22 protein-coding genes are annotated in these 18,977 nt (G+C 47.2%); 14 read left to right on the top strand and 8 right to left on the bottom strand.

The window, feature by feature from the left end:
• Positions 1 to 2: 2 nt before the first annotated feature.
• The 5 genes from ACFSUB_RS14610 to speD form a co-directional block, all read right to left on the bottom strand.
• Complete coding sequence (locus ACFSUB_RS14610) at positions 3 to 329, bottom strand: hypothetical protein (protein ID WP_380713997.1); 327 nt, start codon at positions 327 to 329, stop codon at positions 3 to 5.
• Positions 330 to 453: 124 nt separating this feature from the next.
• Entirely contained in the window at positions 454 to 675 is a 222-nt protein-coding gene (locus ACFSUB_RS14605) for a helix-turn-helix domain-containing protein (RefSeq protein WP_380713996.1), read from the bottom strand.
• A 9-nt stretch (positions 676 to 684) separates the two neighbouring features.
• The gene (locus tag ACFSUB_RS14600; RefSeq protein ID WP_380713995.1) at positions 685 to 1,161 is read right to left on the bottom strand and encodes a DUF2975 domain-containing protein; all 477 of its coding nucleotides are present in this window, start codon (positions 1,159 to 1,161) and stop codon (positions 685 to 687) included.
• Between the two features lie 335 nt (positions 1,162 to 1,496).
• Positions 1,497 to 2,531, bottom strand: a complete 1,035-nt coding sequence (locus tag ACFSUB_RS14595) for a potassium channel family protein (protein ID WP_380713994.1) — start codon at positions 2,529 to 2,531, stop codon at positions 1,497 to 1,499.
• A complete protein-coding gene (gene speD, locus ACFSUB_RS14590) occupies positions 2,531 to 2,911 on the bottom strand; it encodes an adenosylmethionine decarboxylase (RefSeq protein ID WP_380713993.1) in 381 nt (126 codons plus the stop codon). The genes ACFSUB_RS14595 and speD overlap by 1 nt, the downstream gene beginning before the upstream one ends.
• Positions 2,912 to 3,044: 133 nt before the next feature.
• Between speD and ACFSUB_RS14585 the strand changes: the two genes are divergently transcribed.
• Positions 3,045 to 3,572: a DUF4178 domain-containing protein gene (locus ACFSUB_RS14585; protein WP_380713991.1), complete on the top strand. Its 528-nt coding sequence runs from the start codon at positions 3,045 to 3,047 to the stop codon at positions 3,570 to 3,572.
• 8 nt (positions 3,573 to 3,580) lie between these two features.
• Here ACFSUB_RS14585 and ACFSUB_RS14580 read toward each other — a convergent pair whose 3' ends face one another.
• Positions 3,581 to 4,438, bottom strand: coding sequence for an RDD family protein (locus ACFSUB_RS14580; protein ID WP_380713990.1), 858 nt, complete (start codon positions 4,436 to 4,438; stop codon positions 3,581 to 3,583).
• A 148-nt stretch (positions 4,439 to 4,586) separates the two neighbouring features.
• Between ACFSUB_RS14580 and ACFSUB_RS14575 the strand changes: the two genes are divergently transcribed.
• From ACFSUB_RS14575 to ACFSUB_RS14565, 3 genes are all read left to right on the top strand, one after another.
• The gene (locus ACFSUB_RS14575) at positions 4,587 to 5,081 is read left to right on the top strand and encodes a hypothetical protein (RefSeq protein ID WP_380713989.1); all 495 of its coding nucleotides are present in this window, start codon (positions 4,587 to 4,589) and stop codon (positions 5,079 to 5,081) included.
• Between the two features lie 93 nt (positions 5,082 to 5,174).
• Positions 5,175 to 5,534 (top strand): DUF805 domain-containing protein, encoded by a 360-nt coding sequence (locus ACFSUB_RS14570; RefSeq protein WP_380713988.1) that lies wholly within the window; start codon positions 5,175 to 5,177, stop codon positions 5,532 to 5,534.
• Between the two features lie 194 nt (positions 5,535 to 5,728).
• Positions 5,729 to 7,513, top strand: a complete 1,785-nt coding sequence (locus tag ACFSUB_RS14565; RefSeq protein WP_380713987.1) for a methyl-accepting chemotaxis protein — start codon at positions 5,729 to 5,731, stop codon at positions 7,511 to 7,513.
• 117 nt (positions 7,514 to 7,630) lie between these two features.
• Here the strand turns inward: ACFSUB_RS14565 and ACFSUB_RS14560 are convergent, their stop codons facing one another.
• Positions 7,631 to 8,557 (bottom strand): prenyltransferase, encoded by a 927-nt coding sequence (locus ACFSUB_RS14560; RefSeq protein ID WP_380713986.1) that lies wholly within the window; start codon positions 8,555 to 8,557, stop codon positions 7,631 to 7,633.
• Between the two features lie 164 nt (positions 8,558 to 8,721).
• Between ACFSUB_RS14560 and ACFSUB_RS14555 the strand changes: the two genes are divergently transcribed.
• Complete coding sequence (locus ACFSUB_RS14555) at positions 8,722 to 9,213, top strand: type II toxin-antitoxin system PemK/MazF family toxin (protein ID WP_090926651.1); 492 nt, start codon at positions 8,722 to 8,724, stop codon at positions 9,211 to 9,213.
• Between the two features lie 280 nt (positions 9,214 to 9,493).
• Here ACFSUB_RS14555 and ACFSUB_RS14550 read toward each other — a convergent pair whose 3' ends face one another.
• Complete coding sequence (locus ACFSUB_RS14550; RefSeq protein ID WP_380713985.1) at positions 9,494 to 10,534, bottom strand: LacI family DNA-binding transcriptional regulator; 1,041 nt, start codon at positions 10,532 to 10,534, stop codon at positions 9,494 to 9,496.
• 481 nt (positions 10,535 to 11,015) lie between these two features.
• Between ACFSUB_RS14550 and ACFSUB_RS14545 the strand changes: the two genes are divergently transcribed.
• The 9 genes from ACFSUB_RS14545 (at position 11,016) to ACFSUB_RS14505 (ending at position 18,830) form a co-directional block, all read left to right on the top strand.
• Entirely contained in the window at positions 11,016 to 12,341 is a 1,326-nt protein-coding gene (locus ACFSUB_RS14545; RefSeq protein ID WP_380713984.1) for an ABC transporter substrate-binding protein, read from the top strand.
• Positions 12,342 to 12,435: 94 nt separating this feature from the next.
• Positions 12,436 to 13,296, top strand: coding sequence for a carbohydrate ABC transporter permease (locus tag ACFSUB_RS14540; RefSeq protein WP_380713983.1), 861 nt, complete (start codon positions 12,436 to 12,438; stop codon positions 13,294 to 13,296).
• Positions 13,296 to 14,120: a carbohydrate ABC transporter permease gene (locus ACFSUB_RS14535; RefSeq protein ID WP_380713982.1), complete on the top strand. Its 825-nt coding sequence runs from the start codon at positions 13,296 to 13,298 to the stop codon at positions 14,118 to 14,120. Before ACFSUB_RS14540 ends, ACFSUB_RS14535 begins: the two co-directional genes overlap by 1 nt.
• Before the next feature lie 34 nt (positions 14,121 to 14,154).
• Positions 14,155 to 14,874 carry a ThuA domain-containing protein gene (locus tag ACFSUB_RS14530; RefSeq protein WP_380713981.1) on the top strand — a complete coding sequence of 240 codons (720 nt, stop codon included), beginning with the start codon at positions 14,155 to 14,157 and terminating at the stop codon, positions 14,872 to 14,874.
• 12 nt (positions 14,875 to 14,886) lie between these two features.
• Positions 14,887 to 15,909, top strand: a complete 1,023-nt coding sequence (locus ACFSUB_RS14525; protein WP_380713980.1) for a Gfo/Idh/MocA family protein — start codon at positions 14,887 to 14,889, stop codon at positions 15,907 to 15,909.
• A gap of 16 nt (positions 15,910 to 15,925) precedes the next feature.
• Complete coding sequence (locus ACFSUB_RS14520; protein ID WP_380713979.1) at positions 15,926 to 16,981, top strand: Gfo/Idh/MocA family protein; 1,056 nt, start codon at positions 15,926 to 15,928, stop codon at positions 16,979 to 16,981.
• A 2-nt stretch (positions 16,982 to 16,983) separates the two neighbouring features.
• On the top strand, positions 16,984 to 17,952 hold the full coding sequence (locus ACFSUB_RS14515; protein WP_380713978.1) for a sugar phosphate isomerase/epimerase family protein: 969 nt from the start codon (positions 16,984 to 16,986) through the stop codon (positions 17,950 to 17,952).
• Positions 17,953 to 17,981: 29 nt separating this feature from the next.
• Positions 17,982 to 18,668: a YesL family protein gene (locus tag ACFSUB_RS14510; RefSeq protein ID WP_380713977.1), complete on the top strand. Its 687-nt coding sequence runs from the start codon at positions 17,982 to 17,984 to the stop codon at positions 18,666 to 18,668.
• A gap of 9 nt (positions 18,669 to 18,677) precedes the next feature.
• On the top strand, positions 18,678 to 18,830 hold the full coding sequence (locus tag ACFSUB_RS14505) for a hypothetical protein (RefSeq protein WP_380713976.1): 153 nt from the start codon (positions 18,678 to 18,680) through the stop codon (positions 18,828 to 18,830).
• Positions 18,831 to 18,977: the final 147 nt, after the last annotated feature.

Here is an 18,977-nt window from a genome sequence, read left to right as displayed (position 1 = left end):
TATTATCCACCAGCCTTGTCTATTCTTTTCAAAGCTGCATCGCTCTCAGAGCTCCCGGTAATTTCAAAGAAGTATTCTTTGTTCTCCTCCAATTTCAGAATCTTGGTTTTCAATGGAATACGGTTTTTTTCTTTATCTATTAATGCAATATTGAATGCTGCTTCCCCCTCCAGGTCAATATCTGTCTGATCTATATATTCTTTCCGCAGTATTTGCCCTTTTTCGACAGGGGAACCATCGGCGTTTAGTATTCCACCTGAGATATTCCTGGTACTGATTCCTATGGAGTGAAACGCAAAATCAGCATTATTTTTGAAACTCAGCATCATCGTATTTTCCTTCGGTCCTGCGGGCTTATCATGACAGGCCGTCAAAACGACAGCAAACAGAGTGAAAGTGGATAAAATCAGCAATCTTTTCATACGCTTCCCACACATCCTTTCCCCGTACAGCTTATTCATCCGTGTCATAGTCCTCCTGATATTCAAGAATATCCCCGGGCTGGCAGTCCAAAGCCTTACAAATGGCATCCAGCGTGGATAGTCGTATCGCTTTTGCTTTTCCATTTTTCAAAATGGAGAGGTTCGCCATCGTGATGCCGACGTTTTCGGATAGTTCGGTCACACTCATTTTTCGTTTTGCCAGCATTACATCAATATGGACGATCACCGCCATGCTCTCACCTCAGACTGTTAAATCATTCTCCCATTTGATATCCAACGCACTTTTTAATAATTTTTGAAGAACCGCCGTGAACACCGCAATGACAATAGAAGTGAAAATAACAGCAAAGCCGATCAGTGCTATTCCCGGATGCAGAGCGTTTTGTGAAAAAAGGTAGATGCTGCCGGCGGCGTACAGCAGACTGATGGTAACTGCACAATATTTTATCCATTTCAAAGCCTCTACAGACAACTCCGAGAAAGCCTGGCTGCGGCCGACGTAGTTTAGAAGCTTTAAAGCCTGATATAAAGCAAAATAAAAGGGAATTACTGTGGTATATACCCCGATTAAGACGGGATATTTCAGGTAAGCAAACGCTGGAAACCCTTCTGCCGTTGTATCTGCCATCCATGGCAGCCAGAATATACACAAAACAAGGACCGTCATCCCGATAAGAAAAACAGCTATCCTTAAAAAGAGTGTCGTTCCCCGACCCATCCAAAGCACCTCACTTCTGTGTTGATACTGGTATAATAATACATAATTTATTGATTTGCAATAAAAATTTATTGTTTTAGATGTTTTTGGTGGAAAGAAGCATGAAGATACTACTGAGTATTGGGCAGAATTAATCGAGAAATTCGGAGAATCGATCAAGAAACCCGGAGAAGCAATCGAGAAATTCAACAATAGCGCTGGAATCGATCGAGAAACGAGAGAATCGATGCAGAAACTCCAGGAATCGATCGATAAAGGCGCAGCCGTTTCTTCAAAAAAAAACCGCGCCCGGATAATGGGACGCGGTTTTCATTCTATAGGGGGGGGCGGCGCTTTCACTGGAAGGATACGCTGTTTATTTTCTGATACGTGTCCTGGCTGCAGATGACGGCGAGCTGTGTGCCGGTGGGTATCGCGTCGTCCCAGCCTTCGGTGATGAAGGAGGTGTCGTTGGCAATCAGGATGGCTCCCTGCTGTTCCAGCGCGTCGCGCGCGTCGCGGTAGGTCGTCCAGCTGCTCTTCGGCTGAATCAGATGCAGGTCGTCGCCGTACTGTTTGCTTAAGAGCTGCATGAAGAACGTGCTGGATCCGTGGTATTCCATTGATTTGGCAATGAGATTGGACACGGACTGATAGGACGGAATGCATTCGTTCACACCGGCGCGGGTGAACAGTGCTTCATGCTTGTCCGACAGCAGTTCGGCAATGGTATAAATGGACGTCCCGTGCTTTTCGCCGTAGGCTTCGATTGTGGAGGCGATCAGATACGTTCTTCCATCTGCCAGGTCGAGGTCATCAATATCCTGCGGGGCGAAAATGCCTACGGTTCGTGCCTGCAGGATATTCGCTTTTTCCAGGGTGGTTTCGTCGGTGGCGCTGCCGCGGATAAAATGAAACCGTTCATGCTGGTACGGGGACTTTTCCAGATTCCGGTCGATGAGAACGACCTGTTTCTTTTCATTGGTAAGCATTTCATCGACGGCGCTGGCTGTTTTCCCGTCGGCCCAGCCGATGAAGACTGCGTGATTCGAGTCTTTAAACGTCAATCTGCCTTCCTCCTTCGCCTGTTTATAGTGCAGCGCAGAATCGAGTATTTTGGAAATGACAACACCGATGACTCCGATTCCAAGCGGAAAGACAAAGAGCATCGTAAACCACTGGCCGCCTGCTGTAACCGGAGAAATGTCGCCGTATCCGACGGTCGTTGAGGTCGTCATCACCCACCAGAGGGCACTCATCACGGTAAATGTTTCCGGCTCAATCGCGAGAATGCCGAGAACGGACACTGCGATGAAAAGCAGGGTGAACAAAAACAGCGACCAGTTGCCGATGTGAATTACTTTTTCATAAATCTGTTTCAGGATGTGCATCAGGACACCCCTTCGGATTCAATAATGTCTCCGCCGCCGCGTTTCAGGAGGCGGCGCTGCATGCCCGAAGGAGCGAGGCAGGCTTTTAGATGGGCAACAGCCTCTCCGGAGTCAATCGATGCGCCGCACGTATAGCAGTCGATGCCGCAAAATCCTTTTTCCGGATACGTGTGAATGCTCATATGGGATTCCGACAGCATCGCAAGCACCGTCACCCCCTGCGGGTCAAAGCGGTGGGACTGGACGGAAAGCACCGTGGCGCCGGCCTTTGCCGCGGCTTCTTTTATGTAGGCGGTCAATCGCTTTTCATCATTTAGAATGGAAAAGGAACATCCCCACAAATCGGCGATATCATGGGTTCCTTCAGTTGTATACTCCATGGTTCTCCCTCCGTTTTCCATATAACGTCTGCTCGGTCTTTTCTTATTTTATCATTCCCGGACGGTCTTATCTATTCATTTCAACCAAAACCCTGAATATGCTATACTGATGGAAATTAAAGGAGGACTTTTAATGGGTGTTTTTAATAGAGTGAAAGAAATGTTCCGCGCGCGGAATGTCGACGAGGAAAAAGGGACGGTAACCCGTACGATCCAGACGATGCAGCTTGAAGATATTGTGTCGTATGATCTGGAAGATTACATAGTGAAAGGAAAGCTCGTGTACGAAGATGGCGGATTCGAGTGGACGGTGTACCATCTGGCCGGGGAAACGGCGAACCGTTGGCTGTCGTTTGAGGAAGACGATGAATGGGTGATCGGCATGTATGATAAAACGAGTGTGCCGCCTGAAGAGCCCGGGAGCGGCACGTTTGAGTACGAAGGAACGACGTATCAGGTGAAAGAACACGGATCCGCCTCCATCAAGGAAGCCGAGGGGCGCGTGGGAGCTTCCCCGGGGCAGACGGTGGAATACTGGGATCTTGTTGACAACGATACGCAGGAAAAGCAGTTGTCCGTGGAAAAATGGGGCGGAAGCCTGGAAGCAAGCACCGGACACGAGATCAGTGAAAAAGAAATCTCCATTATCGCCGGGACATAAAGCACGGTTCAGCGCTCTTCCCACTCCGGTTGGAAACGATGGATTATTTCCCGGGTGGGATTTTTTTCGATGAATGTATACGCCTGCCCGTTGAGTGATATTCCGTTTTCCCCCAGGATAAGCGAGCGGCCGCCCACTTCCATGTCATACTGAGGATAAATCGTATTACCGGTTCGGCGCAGGTGGACCGTTTCTTCCGGTGCGTCTTTCAGCGTTTGAAGGATGTTGTCTCCCGATAAAACGGCATAACGGGATGAATCCGTTGCTATACGGCTGCTCCGCGTCACTTTGATTTCATCCACCGGCCCGTTGATGTCCTCAAGCATCGCCGACGCTTCGTCCTCGTACGTTGTATGTTCAAAGCGGTCAAGCGCAAGCCCGCCGGCAATCAGCAGAACGGTGAACACAGCCAGCGCGCGGCGGTTGTTGAATATCGTGCGTGCTTCAAGCCGCTCCGGCGCATCGTAGGTAATGTAAGTCCCAGCCGCAAAATCATGCAGGGCTCGGCGGTCGTCCCGCCAGATAATCATAACAGCACTCACGATAAGCCCGACACCGAGTGTCAGCAGGTAGATGAGGCTGAGGCCGGTATACCGGAGCAGCATCGTGCCAAAGCCCGCCCCTTCGCGGTACACACTCGCGATGGTTAAGCCGCACGTCCATTTTCCAATCGTGCGCCCTCTCCAGATCGAGGGAATCATCACCCAGTACAACGTGACAAGAATGGTGAAAAACGTTGAATTGGATACAAAAAAATCCCCGTACAACACGTAAGCCAGAATTCTTGTCACCACGAAGATGATACCAATATCAATCAGGGCCGCACCGATGCGGTGAAAGATACCGGCGGGGTTTGAGACGTGCATGACAGACTCTCCTTCTCTCCAACTGCATGTATATTTTTTCTATGAAATTGGTTTTCATACTGATTTTTCCTCTTCATTTCTGATATGATTTTAGCACGGAGTTTTTTTGTGTTACAAGAATCGTAAGAAAAGGAAGCAGGGATGAAACGTGATATGGACAATATTTCAGGCGCTTACGCTCGTTATTCTCGGCGTCTGTACCTCTTTTGGGGCGTGGTGGATGGATACATCTTCGACATTCGGTCCGGTAAGCACCGGCCCCGTTCCTTCCATTTTTGATGTTCTTCTGGCGGTTGCTGTTCCCCTTACTGCGTTTTACTTTTTGACGTTATTCGAACTGCATAAAGAAAATCATATTTTTTACCAAAACATATGGAAGCGGGCACCTTTTTTGATTGGAACGGCGGGTCTCGTGTCGTTCGCTGCTTTGGCCGTGTGGCAGGTGGCGTTCAATAATTTTCCTGATCCGTGGGTCGTTATTGTGTTGTATCAGTATTTTCTGCTTTTATTGTTTTTATGGGTGTTCTCGCTTTTTTTCAAGCGGATGAAGCAGAACGATACCGTGACGAAAGCGGCGGAACTCGCGGCGACGTATTCGGTATGGGTCGTGCTTGTTTTTCTTGCTTTGTTCTATGTCATCTGAGTTATGCCGGCAGTGAAACGTGAATAAATGATGGAACGTACAGAAGGGGAACATTATGATACACTGAGAAAGTTGCAAAAGGGGGGAGAAACGATGCATTGGTACGCGAAAGTATTGTCGAATTACGCCGTCTTCCGCGGAAGAGCGAGACGGACGGAATACTGGATGTTTACGCTTATTAACTTTCTTATTGCCTTAATTCTAACTGGTATTGAAGCAATGATGGCGATTCCTGCTGTGCTGACCTCCATCTATGGTCTTGCTGTGCTTTTGCCTTCACTGGGAGTCTTAATCCGACGTCTGCATGATACCGGCCGCACGGGATGGTGGTTTTTGATCCAATTAATCCCGTTCATAGGTTCGATTATTCTGTTGGTCTTCATGTGTCTGGACAGCCAGGAAGGGACGAATGAATACGGGCCGAATCCAAAAGAAACGGCAGAAAGCTCATAAACTCCCAGACATGAACCGCGCCATAACATAAGGCCGGTTCATGTTTTACATTACTATGTGCCGGAATAATCAGGAATGTCAAATTCGTTATTTTCTAAATTTTTCATCAAAAATTGGCGGATGGTGTTTTGTTCGTCTTATAAATCAATTATACTAGTTTTATCAATGATTGCACGACAAAAGGAGGGCTCAATATGAGTCTTAAGGCTAAATTGCTTGTGTACTGCCTCAGTCTGCTTGTGATTCCTGTTGCTGTACTGGGATGGATCAGTTACGATACCGCAAAATCGGAGTTGAACGCTGCCAGCGAAGTAAGTCTGGAGAACTACGTTGGTATGGCGGCAGAAATGACGGACCGGATGCAGGAGGCAGCAGCTGATGGATCCATGTCGGAAGAACAGGCACGTGAACAGGTGAAAGAAAGCCTTCTCGGACCGTCTGAAGGAGACGGAGAGCGGACGGTGACCGGAGATATAGATCTGGGACCGAACGGCTATTTTTATATTATGGACAGCGAAGGAACGCTGCTTGCCCACCCGAACCAGGAGGGGGACAACATCTGGGATTCGCAGTCTGATAATGGTACATATTTCATTCAGGAAACGGTAGAAAAAGCACAAAATGGCGGTGGTTTTGTCAACTATGAATGGCCGCTTCCAAACAACGAAGATGTCAGTGAACCAAAAATCATTTACGCCGAATATGACCAGGAATGGGACTGGGTGATTGCCGCAGGCTCCTATATGATGGATTACAATGAGGGCGCTTCCAATGTGCTCAGTATCATGCTGTTCACCCTTGCCGGGGCGCTTGTCATCGGAGCGGTGATCGTCTATTTCTTCGCACGGCGGATTTCCCGGCCGGTGGAACAGCTCAATGAAGAGGTGCAGAAGGTGGCTTCCGGAGATTTAAGCGACCGGGATCTGTCTATCCACAGAAAAGACGAAATCGGATCGCTTGCCGCCCAGGTCGACCATATGAAAGCATCGCTTCGTTCGATTATCGGATCGGTTAACGATTCGGCCCAGCAGGTGTCGGCGATGTCGGAAGAATTGAACGCCACCACAGACGAAAACGCAAAAGCGGCGGAAATGATGTCGCAGTCGGTACAGGAAGTGAACGATCAGTCGTACCGTCAGACAGCCGCAGCAGAGGAATCCAATCAGGCGATGGAAGAAATTAATACGACCGTGTCGGACATGCGCGGCCGGGTCGATCAGGCGAAGAGCTCCACTGCAACTGCAAAGGGAAAAACCGAAACAGGGAAGGAGAAAATTTCTACGCTTACGACAGAAGTGGGAGAACTCCAGCAGCTTACGACCCGCACGAACAGCGAGATTCAGGAACTTGAACAAAAATCGGGGCAGATCACCGATATCGTGTCACTCATTACTGATATTTCGGAGCAGACGAACCTGCTCGCCCTGAATGCCGCCATTGAAGCAGCCCGGGCCGGGGAAAGCGGGAAAGGTTTTGCCGTCGTCGCCGAAGAAGTCCGGAAACTGGCAGAGCGCTCCAGCGCCTCCGCGTCGGATATCAACCGGCTGATTCAGGAGATTCAGGAGACGGTGAAGCGTTCCGCCGCGGCGATGAACGAAAATCATGACAAAGCGGCGAACTGCAATGAACGCGCCCAGCAGACCGACGCTACTTTTGATGAGATTGAAGAAGCTGTTACCTCGATTGCCTCCGACGTCGACGCGATTAACCATGCGCTTGGTGCAATTGAAGAACAAACGGAAGCCTCCAGCAGCCAGATTGGGGACATGCAGGAGATCAGCCGCCAGAACGCAGAAAATGTGGAGCAGGTGGCAAGCGGCATCGAAGAACAGAACGCCTCTATGGAAGAAATCAGCGCCTCCGCCGATAACCTGAGCCACGTCGCTGAATCCATGCAGGAAAGCATTGCCGCCTTCCGTATGGAGGAACAGAATCGAGACAGAAATCAGAAGAATCAATCGGAAAAACCGGAGAATTGATAGGGAAATATCAAAAAGCCCCGGGAATCGATGCAGAAAACAGAGAATCGATGCAGAAATTCCGGGAATCGATGCAGAAACGGTCCGTATCGGCAGAAAAAACCGCCCGGCCGGTATCTAGACGAAGATACCGAGCCAGACGGCGGTGCTCATCGCAAGCAGAAGCAGCCATTTTTCCACCGAGGATACCTCTTCCGGGTCCTCCAAGTTCATTTTCATAATGAGAAACATGGCGGCAGCGGCTGAAGCGGCGAGGCCGATCGCGGCGGGGAGGCGCTCGAGCCCCAGCCAGAACACGCAGGCACCCGCCAAGCCGTAATAGAGGAGAGCCGGCAGGCGGGCGAAAGGCAGGCCGAATGTCTCAGACGCCCACACAACGGACGTCACTTTCTTTGGGACGGCGCGGGCATCTGCGTTCAGATCGGGGATGTGATGCACCATCACCCAGGCAATGCAGATAAGCGCATTCACAAGCGCATTCTGAAGCGCCCACTCCGGCACCGTTTCAAGCGCAAGCCACGGACCGGCGAGACCGAGGAAAAACAGGGATGGAAACGTACTGATCCATTCGCCGGCCACCGGGTAATAACTCGTGCGCAACGGCCGCAGCGAATAAGAGACAGCCGCCCACACACCAATGGCAAGCAGCACGCCGAGGCGGACAAAGCCTGTTACAAGAAGCGCCGCCGAAAGCAGAGCAAGCCCGGCGGCAAGCCCCTTTCCCATCCGGCCGATGGTTTCTGCCGGTACCTCGCCGGTCTGGATGAGACGGCTTCCACCGGAGAGAATGGCCGGGCTGTGAGCATCCGTCCCCGACAGATGATCGGTGTAGTCATTCAACAGATGCGTGAGCACCCCGTGGATCAAAAATGCGCTGCAAAGAAGCAGCAGAAATAACCCTCCCCACGATCCACCGGGGATTTCTCCGTACAACGGAAGCATCGTGGAGATAATGGCTGCCACACTTGATGAGACAACGGCAATCCAGCGCAGCAGCACAATCCCGTTTTTCAACACACATCTTGCCTGATTGGTTATCATCATGAATCCCTCATTTCAATATCTGTCATTCCCGGTTTTCAAGGTCTGGAAACCAGTCTGTGCCTTCCTGGAGGCAATCATACCTCCTGCAGGAAAGAAACATGTGTCAACAAGCCGGAAAATGGGAATACAGCAGAGGATAGAAAAAGAAATTGGTGGGACATGCGATGGCTTCAGAAAATAAAGACGAGAAACTACGCCGGCTCCGGGAATGGCACCCGGAAAAAGAACGACTCGCCCTGCACTGGATCGATAACCTGCACGAACAGATGGAACGCCGTTTCGTGCAGGGGGCTGTTCACGTCTGCGATCTCGGTGAAAACATAGGTAACGAATTGAACAAGGAACGTCCGGCGCTCATTATATCCAATAACCGCATCAACGCAACGAGCGGAACCGTGCAGGTACTGCCGCTCACCGGACAGGTGAAAACCGTGACAAAAACAAACCGCCGCGGGCGCACCGTCCAGACACCGGAAATCCGCACCCATTACGTGCTGCACGAAAACGAGTATCCATTTCTTGATAAAACCTCAGCCGTCAAAGCCGAAAGCATCTGCACGGTCAGCAAAAACCGGCTCGGCAGACACCTCGGTGAAGTCGGAGAAAAGGACCTGGAGCGGATCAAATCAAGGATGAAGTGGATGTTTGATATGTAGTGAAAGCCGGTGTTACAATAAGAAATGGTAAGACAATTCACGTTGTCCGCCGTCGTTGCGGGCCAATTCACACAACCGGGAAACTGGGTTGTGAATCGGTTCAACAAAAGCCGGAGATGCGCTCTCCGGCTTTTTTCTATGTGGTGTATGGGGTTCCCGCCCGCAATCGAGGTGTTTTCGCTCGTATACGGTACCTTTCTGCCCGTATGGCAAATGTGTCTACAAGAGCGCTCCCAGCACTCACCGCGCCGATGATAAGCACAACGCTTGGGTGACGACATTACTTCGATTGCTGGACGGGGCTTTCCTCATCCATATTTGATGTTAAGGAATGACCGCACGAATCGCGGACCATCAATGTGTCGTCCAAGACAAACTGGGATTGTGTCAAAGGTTCTTTATTCAATAAATCCAATAAAAGACTCATTGATTTTTGTCCGATTTCAAAGGTTGGCTGTGAAATTGTCGTTAACTGAGGGGTGAACATGGAAGCCATTCTAATATCATCAAAACCGACAACGGCGATATCTTCCGGAACTCTTAAATCGAAAGCCTTTGCAGCGTTGACAGCGCCCATCGCCATTTCATCATTCGCAGCAAAAACAGCCTCGGGCCGATCTTCCATCGATAACAGTTTCAACATCACGTTGTAGCCGGAATCGATGCTGAAGTCCCCTTCCTGGATATACGATGTTTTGACAGGTATATCTTTTGTCTGCAATGCCTGCTTGTATCCCCTCAGTCTGTCAATTCCTAAAACTGCTTCCATCGGACCGGTAATATGAGCGATGTTGGTGTAGGATAGGTCAATCAGGTATTCCGTCATCTTACGGGCAGCGCTCACATTATCAATAGAAACCGTCGGAATCGTAGTGCCTTCCAAATACTCACAGGCGAGAACGATGGAGTGTTCTTTGCTAAGTTCTAAAAGACTATTCTGATCAACCCTTGAAGTGAGCATGATGAGACCATCCACTTGTTTCTGTTCTAACATATCAAAGCATTTCATACTATCAAAGTGTGCGTGCTCTGCGTCCATAACCAGTACATCGTATTCCTTTTGATTGGCCAAGCTTTGAATTCCTTTCATTACATTGGAAAAAAAAGGATTCGTGATATCCGGAACAACGACTAAAATAGTCTTTGTATGAGCTGTCCTTAAATATCGTCCAAGTGCATTGGGTTTATAGTTAAGTTTCTCTATAGCGTCTAACACATTCTGTGTGTTTTTTTCTGAAACGGTATCAGCTTTACTCAAAACCCTCGAAACAGTTGCTACCGAGACATTCGCTTGTTTCGCCACATCTTTGATTGTTGGCATAAGACACAATCCCCGCATTTCTTTAAATGTAAACGATTACTACATGTTTGTTTTTATCTTATTTTATTTATTTTGTTTTGTCAATTAAACGGTTTTAACTAAGGGGAAGAGAGCAGCGCAAGAAGTATAAAATGGAGGTAAAATATTCAGAAAAAAGGATTGACAATGATAGTGTTCACCTATAAGATTTTAATTGTAGTTGTAATCGTTTACTTATAAAATTTAAATGTTGTTAATCATGTTTTGCATGTACTGTTTTAAAAAAGGGAAGGAGGTTGTATTATATGAGGTTGAAGAATAAAGAGATAGTTATTTTATTTATCTTATTGAGTAATCGATTACAAAATCGTATCAGTGTTTAGTACGTATCAATTATCGAGGTTCCTCAAGCTGTGGTAGTATGGGAAGCTTATATAGTTTTTGATTGATTTGGAAGCGCATTCATAATTGTTAAATAAAACACATTAGAGGAGAGGGTTATATGAAGGGGAAAACGTTTTATTCTAGTGTTGGAACAGCATTGCTGGCATCAACGATCATGTTGGGGGGATGTTCCTTTTCCTCCGGTAATGATGACTCATCAAACAGTGCAGATAATGGATCATCCTCGGGAAGTGGAGATCAGGTAACGGTTGATGTTTTTCAATTTAAAGTAGAGTTTAAAGAGCAATTTGAAGAATTAGTAGCAATGTATGAAGAAGAAAATCCCGATGTTGAAATTAACGTAAAAACCGTAGGTGGCGGTAATGATTATGGTGCATCACTAAAATCATCCATGTCGTCAGGCGAAGAGCCGGATATATTCAACGTTGGCGGACCGACAGATGTTGAAGAGTACGAAGAATACTTGGCGGATGTATCTGATACGAAAGCGGCAGAAGCGGCTTTGGATGGAACGCTAACGAGTGTAAAACGAAATGATAAAATATTAGGTCTTCCATTTAACCAAGAAGGATATGGACTTCTTTACAATAAAAACGTGTTTGAGGAAGCAGGTATCAACGCGGATGAAATTCAGACATACGAAGATTTGGAAGAAGCAGTAAAAACATTGGAAAGTAAGAAAGGTGAGCTAGGAATTGAAGCTCCATTTGCTTTTCCCGCGAAAGAACAATGGGTGATGGGGAATCATCTTGCCAACACATTTTTAGCAGATGAATTCAATCATGATGTAATGGAAGCTTATAAGGCGGAAACAGTTGATTTTGAGATGGGTGATCAAATGAAGCGATTCCTTGATCTGCAAAATGAATATTCTATTCAACCTACCCTGAGCCTCGATTATTCTCAGCAGGTAGAAGAGCATTTTTCTCTTGGAAATGTCGCAATGATTCAACAGGGAAACTGGGTGTATAACACGATTGAGTCGATGGATCCTGAGTTTGCCGAAGAGAATGTGGGCTTACTTCCTATTCCGGTAGAAGGATACGAGAGAACGATTCCTGTCGGTGTACCAAACTACTGGGTCGTTAATAAACAAATGGAAGAGGAAGTCGTCCAAGCCAGTAAAGACTTTTTGGACTGGATGTACACATCAGAGGCGGGGAAGCAGTTTGTAACAGAGGAATTCAAGTTTGTCCCAGCTTATGAAGGTTATGAGGACTTGGAAATTGCAGATCCTATCTCTCAGGAAATTTATAACTATGCAAGCGAAGGCAATACACAAGGCTGGGTATTTCTTGGAGCGCCAACCGCTTGGACTGAAGATGCTTTAGGCGTCGCAATGCAGGAATATATCGCTGGTGACATTACATGGGAAGAGGTAGAACAGCAAGCAACCTCTGCCTGGGAAGAAGCTCGTCAATAAGTAAGAACAGTGGCTGACAAGAGCTGACCGCAGCTCTTGCTCGGCTCCATTGATTTGAACCCACATGCAATACACAGCATTGGAGGAAATGCATATGCAGAATCGCAGCTTCTGGTTTTGGGTGTTTTTGACTCCTGTCATTTTAGGACTTGGTATCGTTGTTGTTATTCCGTTTGTTTACGGCTTTGTTTTCTCGTTTACGAATTGGAACGGGCTTGTTGCTACAGAGTTTTTAGGATTCCAAAATTACATTAATCTCTTTCAAGAAGATGAATTTATGAATTCGATCGTGTTTACGATTCAATTCGCTGTGGTCACAGTTATTCTGCTGAATATATTTGGTCTCGGACTTGCCTTAATCGTTACTCGAAACATAAAAACCAATAACTTGTTGAGAACGGTATTTTTCATGCCTAACCTAATTGGCGGGTTGATTTTAGGTTTCATCTGGCAGTTTATTTTCGTCAGTGTATTTGGGGATATAGGGAGCATGTTTGGCATTGAGGGTATGCAGGGCTGGCTCTCCACGACGAGTACCGGGTTCTGGGGACTTGTCATTTTAACAGCCTGGCAGATGGCTGGTTATATCATGATTATTTATATCGCGTATTTGGAGAACATTCCAAAAGACTTAATTGAAGCAGCAAAAATAGACGGAGCAAATGGGATTCAGCGTTTCAAAAATGTTACATTCCCCCTTGTAGCTCCTGCTTTTACGGTTAGTATGTTTTTAACTTTGTCCATGGCGTTCAAAATTTACGACCAGAACCTGTCGCTGACTAACGGTGGTCCTTTTAATTCAACGCAGATGGTTGCGATGGAAATCGTACGAACGGCCTTTTCTGATAATCAAATGGCGTATGCTCAGTCTAAAGCAGTCATCTTCTTCTTTATCGTTGCCGTCATCGCATTGACACAGGTGTACTACAACAAGAAGCGGGAGGTGGAAATGTAATGAAAAAGGATAAAGAAAAACGAAATCTTATATCTATAGAAGTTCTAGGTATTGTACTTGGGTTGCTTTGGATCTCTCCGTTTTATCTGATGATCGTTAACGCGTTTAAATCGAAACGTGCTATTTTTGAAGGGGTATTAGGGATTCCAGAAACATTTCAATTCGAAAATTTCGTGCAGGCGTTTATCGATTTAGAGTTTCTGAAATCGTTGTTTAACTCTGTGTTAATCACTGGTTTTAGTATTCTTTTTATCATTATGTTTTCTTCAATGGCAGGATACGCGCTTGCCCGTAACAAAAGTAAGCTTAGCAGTGTCATCTTCTTCATTTTCGTTGCCGCGATGTTAATTCCGTTTCAATCTGTGATGATTCCGCTCGTTTCCTTGTTTGGAATGGTGGATATGTTAAACGCCGGCGGCTTGATATTTATGTATCTTGGCTTTGGCTGCAGCTTATCCATCTTTTTGTACCACGGAGCAATGACTGGAGTGAGCAGGACATTGGATGAAGCGGCTATTATTGATGGAGCGAACCGTCTGCAGTTATTCTGGTACATTATTTTCCCGCTGCTTAAGCCGATCAGTGTCACGGTGGGAATCTTGAATGTGATTTGGATTTGGAATGACTATTTGCTGCCATCCCTTGTGTTAAGTGAGTCCAATGCAACGATTCCCTTGAAAATGTTTTATTTCTTCGGTCAATATACGAAGCAATGGCATTTAGCGCTCGCCGGATTAACGATAGCGATCATTCCTGTCATTATCGGCTATTTCTTTGCACAGAGACAAATTATTAAGGGTGTTTCAGAAGGAGCCGTTAAATAAAAATCAGCTAATATCATAAAAAAAGGAGAGAGTTATGAATATTACCGTATGGAACGAATACCGTCATGAAAAAGAAAACCCCGTCGTTACGGACATTTACCCGGACGGCATTCACACAGTGATTGCCGGAATTTTAAAAGAAGATGGTCACAACGTGAAAACGGCTACCCTGGATGAAGAACATCATGGTTTGACTGAGGAAGTGCTTGCCAATACGGATGTGCTCGTCTGGTGGGGGCATAAAGCTCACGATGAAGTGGAAGAAGATGTTGCAGAAGCAGTGAAACAGCGTGTTCTGGAAGGAATGGGGCTGGTTGTCCTGCATTCCGCCCACTTTTCGAAGATTTTCCGGAAACTGATGGGCACGAGTTGTGATTTGAAATGGCGCGAAGCCGACGACCGGGAACGGATGTGGGTGGTGGACCCCGCACATCCGATTACAGAAGGACTGGGCCAGTATCTTGAGATCGAGAAAGAAGAAATGTACGGCGAACATTTTGACATCCCAACCCCGGAGGAACTTCTATTCATCAGCTGGTTTGAAGGTGGGGAAGTGTTCCGGAGCGGGGCGACGTTTAAACGTGGACGCGGGAAGATATTCTATTTCCGTCCAGGTCATGAGACGTATCCGACCTATTACAATAAAGAGGTGCAGCAGGTCATTCAAAATGGTGTGAAATGGGCGCAGAATGAAGGAACGCCAACACACGTATACGGTAATGCCCAGCCGATAGAGAATATTTCTGAAAAATAGGAGGAGTATAAAATGACACTATTAAAAGCGGCAGTCATTGGGTGCGGGAGTATAGCAAAAAATCGTCATCTGCTGGAATATGACGCAAATGAACAAGTGAGCATCACAGCGGTTTGCGACATCGTTCAAACCCGCGCTCAAGAGACAGCAGACATGTACGGCGCTGCTGCATATACAGATTACAAAGAGCTTTTGGAAAAAGAAGAGATAGACATTGTGAGTGTTTGTCTGCCGAATGCTCTGCATGCACCGGTCTCGATTGCGGCCTTGGAAGCTGGAGCTCATGTATTATGCGAAAAGCCGATGGCAACGTCCAGCGAGGAAGCGCAGGCCATGATCAACGCAGCCGAACGAGGTGACAGGAAATTAATGATCGGGCACAATCAGCGGTTCGTTTCGTCCCATGAAAGAGCTTATCATTTGATTCAATCAGGAGAAGTCGGCAGGATATACAGCTTCCGTACGACGTTTGGTCACGGAGGTCCGGAAGGTTGGAGTGCTGATGGGAAGAACAGCTGGTTTTTTGAAAAAGAGAAAGCCTTTATTGGCGCCATGGGAGACCTCGGTGTACATAAAGCCGATTTGCTTCGTTATTTGCTGGGCGAAGAATTTGTAAATGTCGCCGGGTTTATAGAAAATAACGCGAAAACAGGAATAACTGTTGATGATAATGCGGTCTGCATTTTACGCACGGAATCAGGGATTATCGGCACGATGGCAGCAAGCTGGGCGTATGTTCCACAAGAAGACAATTCTACGATTATATATGCCCAAAAAGCAACATTGCGTTTGGAAGAAGATCCGGTGCACTCTCTCGTCGTGCAGTATGCAAACGGGGACGTCGTGAAATACGAACTTGGACAAATTCAGTCAAATGATGCAGGCGGGCAGACGAATACGTATGTCATTGATCACTTTGTTGACTCGGTTGTGAACAACAAGCAGCCGTTGATCGATGGTTATGAAGGCAAGCGTTCTCTTGAAGTCATTTTAGCTGCATTAGAATCAGAAGAAGCGTCCAACGTTCCGGAGTAAGGGAAGGAGAATAACGGTGAGCCAATTAAAAATAGGATTTATCGGTGTTGGAGCTATTGCCCGGGACCGCCATATTCCTTCTTTTTCTCATACAGAGGGAGTGGAACTGACGGCTGTCCAGGATGTAAATGAGGAGCGTGCGTACAAGGTGGCGTCAGACTTTGAGATCCCGCACGTTGTCAAAGAGTACACGGAACTATTTACGATGGTGGACGCAGTTACCATTTCTACACCAAATAAGTTTCATTCTGAAATAGCAGCAGCCGCGCTGGACGCAGGCGTTCATGTTCTGTGTGAAAAGCCGATGGCTATGTCCACTGCAGAATGTGAGGCGATGATAGAAGCAGCGGACCGCAATAACCGGCACTTATCCATCGGTTATCATTATCGATATACCCCGGAAGCGAAAGTGGCGAAGGAGTTGATGGAGAATGGTGAAATCGGGGCTCCGTTCGTCACGCGGGTGCAAGCGATGCGGCGCCGCAAAGTGCCGGGATGGGGCGTATTTACCAATAAAGACTTGCAAGGCGGCGGCAGTCTGATAGATTTCGGCTGTCACCTGCTTGATCTTGCGTTGTGGCTGCTGGATGACCCAAAACCAGTCGAAGTTATCGGGAAAACCTATAACCGCTTGAGCAAAACGCCGGGACTAGTGAATGATTGGGGTTCGATTGACCCGGAAACGTTTAATGTGGATGATCACGTCACCAGCTACATTACGTTTGAAAATGGCTTGTCGATGCAATTCGAATGTTCCTGGGCGGCAAATATCAAAGAAGATCATACGACGTTAAGCATCTCCGGTGTAGACGGCGGAATGGATGTGTATCCGCTTGAACTGTATCAGGCAAAATACGGAACGTTGCAGGATACAAAAGTCCGTCTGCCTGAAGAAGAGCTTAGTCCGGAGCTGGCCCAGGCAAAAAATTTCGTGGACTGCTGCTTAGGGAAAGCAGAACCTGTTGTTACAGCAGAACAGGCGTTAAACGTATCGCAGCTTATGGAAGCCATTTATCAAAGCAGTGAAACGGGTTCGAGTATACAATTAGCATCCGTTGGAGTGGAGGATTAACGATGAAACTAGGTGTTTTCACAGTACTTTTTGGTGATAAATCACTGGAAGATATGCTTGATCACGTGAGAGATGCCGGTCTGAAAGCCGTTGAAATCGGTACGGGCGGGTATCCCGGCGCTGCCCATTGTAATGTGGAGGAATTGCTTGAAAGCGAAGAGAAACGGACGGCATTTATGGAAAAAATAAAGGACCGTGGATTGACGATAAGTGCCTTCAGCTGTCACGGCAACCCTATTTCGCCAGATAAAACGTTTGCGGCCGAGTCCCATGATGCGTTCGTGAAGACGGTGAAATTAGCATCTCTCCTAGGTGTACCGGTTGTTAACACTTTTTCCGGAACGCCGGGGGGTTCTGAGACCGATACGTCACCCAATTGGCCGGTCACCCCGTGGCCTGCGGAGTATTCCGATGTGCTGGAATGGCAGTGGAAGGAGAAATTGATTCCTTACTGGAAAGAACAAGGGGCATTTGCCGAGGAACATGGAGTGCGAATCGGTCTGGAACTGCACGCTGGATTTCTCGTACATACGCCTCATACGATGTTAAAATTGCGCGAAGCAACCAGTGAGGCGATTGGGGCGAATCTTGACCCAAGTCATTTGTGGTGGCAGGGTATCGATCCAGTGGCTGCTATTAAAATATTAGGAAATGCCGACGCGATTCATCATTTTCATGCGAAAGACACGTACATTGACCAGGAAAATGTGAACATGTACGGTTTAACCGATATGCAGCCGTATTCCGACGTGAAAACGAGAGCCTGGACATTCCGAACGGTTGGATACGGACATGGGAGTCAGGAGTGGTCTAATATGGTGAGTGCGCTGCGAACGTACGGTTACGACCATGTTATCAGCATCGAGCACGAAGATCCTATTATGTCTATCGATGAAGGATTCGGCCAGGCGGTGAAAAACTTGAAAGCTGTCAATATAGAAGAAGCACCTGCTGATATGTGGTGGGCTTAATAGTTACTCGTGAAAGGGGAGGGTCAATCGTGAATAATGGTACAGGTTTTATGGGGGGTTTTTACGCTATTAGCGAATGGATCATGCGTTTTTCCGTGGCTAATCTGTATTGGGTTCTGTTCAATGTTCCGATTGGCCTCCTTCTTCTCAGTTTATTATATATAGAAGAGAGTGCCGGTTCTGCGTTATATTTAACGGCGCCTTTGGTGTTGCTCGTGCCGGTATTGTTTTTCCCCGCCACGACAGCCTTGTTTGCCCAAGCCCGCGAATGGGTGAGAGAAGAAGAATACACAGGCGGCTGTTCCCGGTCGTATGTCGGCTATTATAAGGAAAACTACAAAACGAGTTTCATCGGCGGTATAGTGTTTGTAATAATATGGGGAGTGTTAATTGCAGATATCTATTATTTTTCCAGCCATAATGAAGCATTGATGTACCTATTTATGATTATGGGGATTCTCTTATTTGTATGGACAGTGAACTATTTCTCGGTTGCTGTTCATTATGAGATGACGTTTTTTGGGGGGCTCAAACACGCTTTTTTGATTACCATAGGCAGTCCACTGGTCTTTCTTGCGGTTGCGCTTAGCTGCGGGGTAATCTTGTATATCAGCCTCTATGTTTTCCCTCTCATCATCCCGCTGTTTACCGGATCTCTCGTTGCTTTCTTATCGTTTTCCGCATTTTACCGCCTGCATCGTAAACTAGCAGGGTGATATGGAAAGTTGCTCAGCTTTTCAGACGGCGTTTTCGCTGTCCCGCGTGCTGCAGAAGAGCCAAAAGCGAAGGTCCGCGCTCTGTATGAATATTGTAAGGCAAGAGGAATTACTCCTGACGAAATGGATAATGAAGAAATGGAACCGTTTCTTGAACGTTAACGCCGCTGATAAAGAGTCTGAGACAAGCCGCTACGCCAAAATGCTTTGCTTTTACTCCAGAGCACAAGGGCGGCATCGATTCGCTGGCGCTTATCGTGTCTTCTTTGCACTCCAGAGTACAAGGGCGACATCGATTCGCTGGGGCTC

It is taken from the genome of Salibacterium lacus, assembly GCF_042684865.1.
GTDB lineage: Bacteria > Bacillota > Bacilli > Bacillales > Marinococcaceae > Salibacterium > Salibacterium lacus.
The sequence above is the reverse complement of the archived record's forward strand: the minus strand, read 5'-3'. Positions and strand labels throughout refer to the sequence as shown.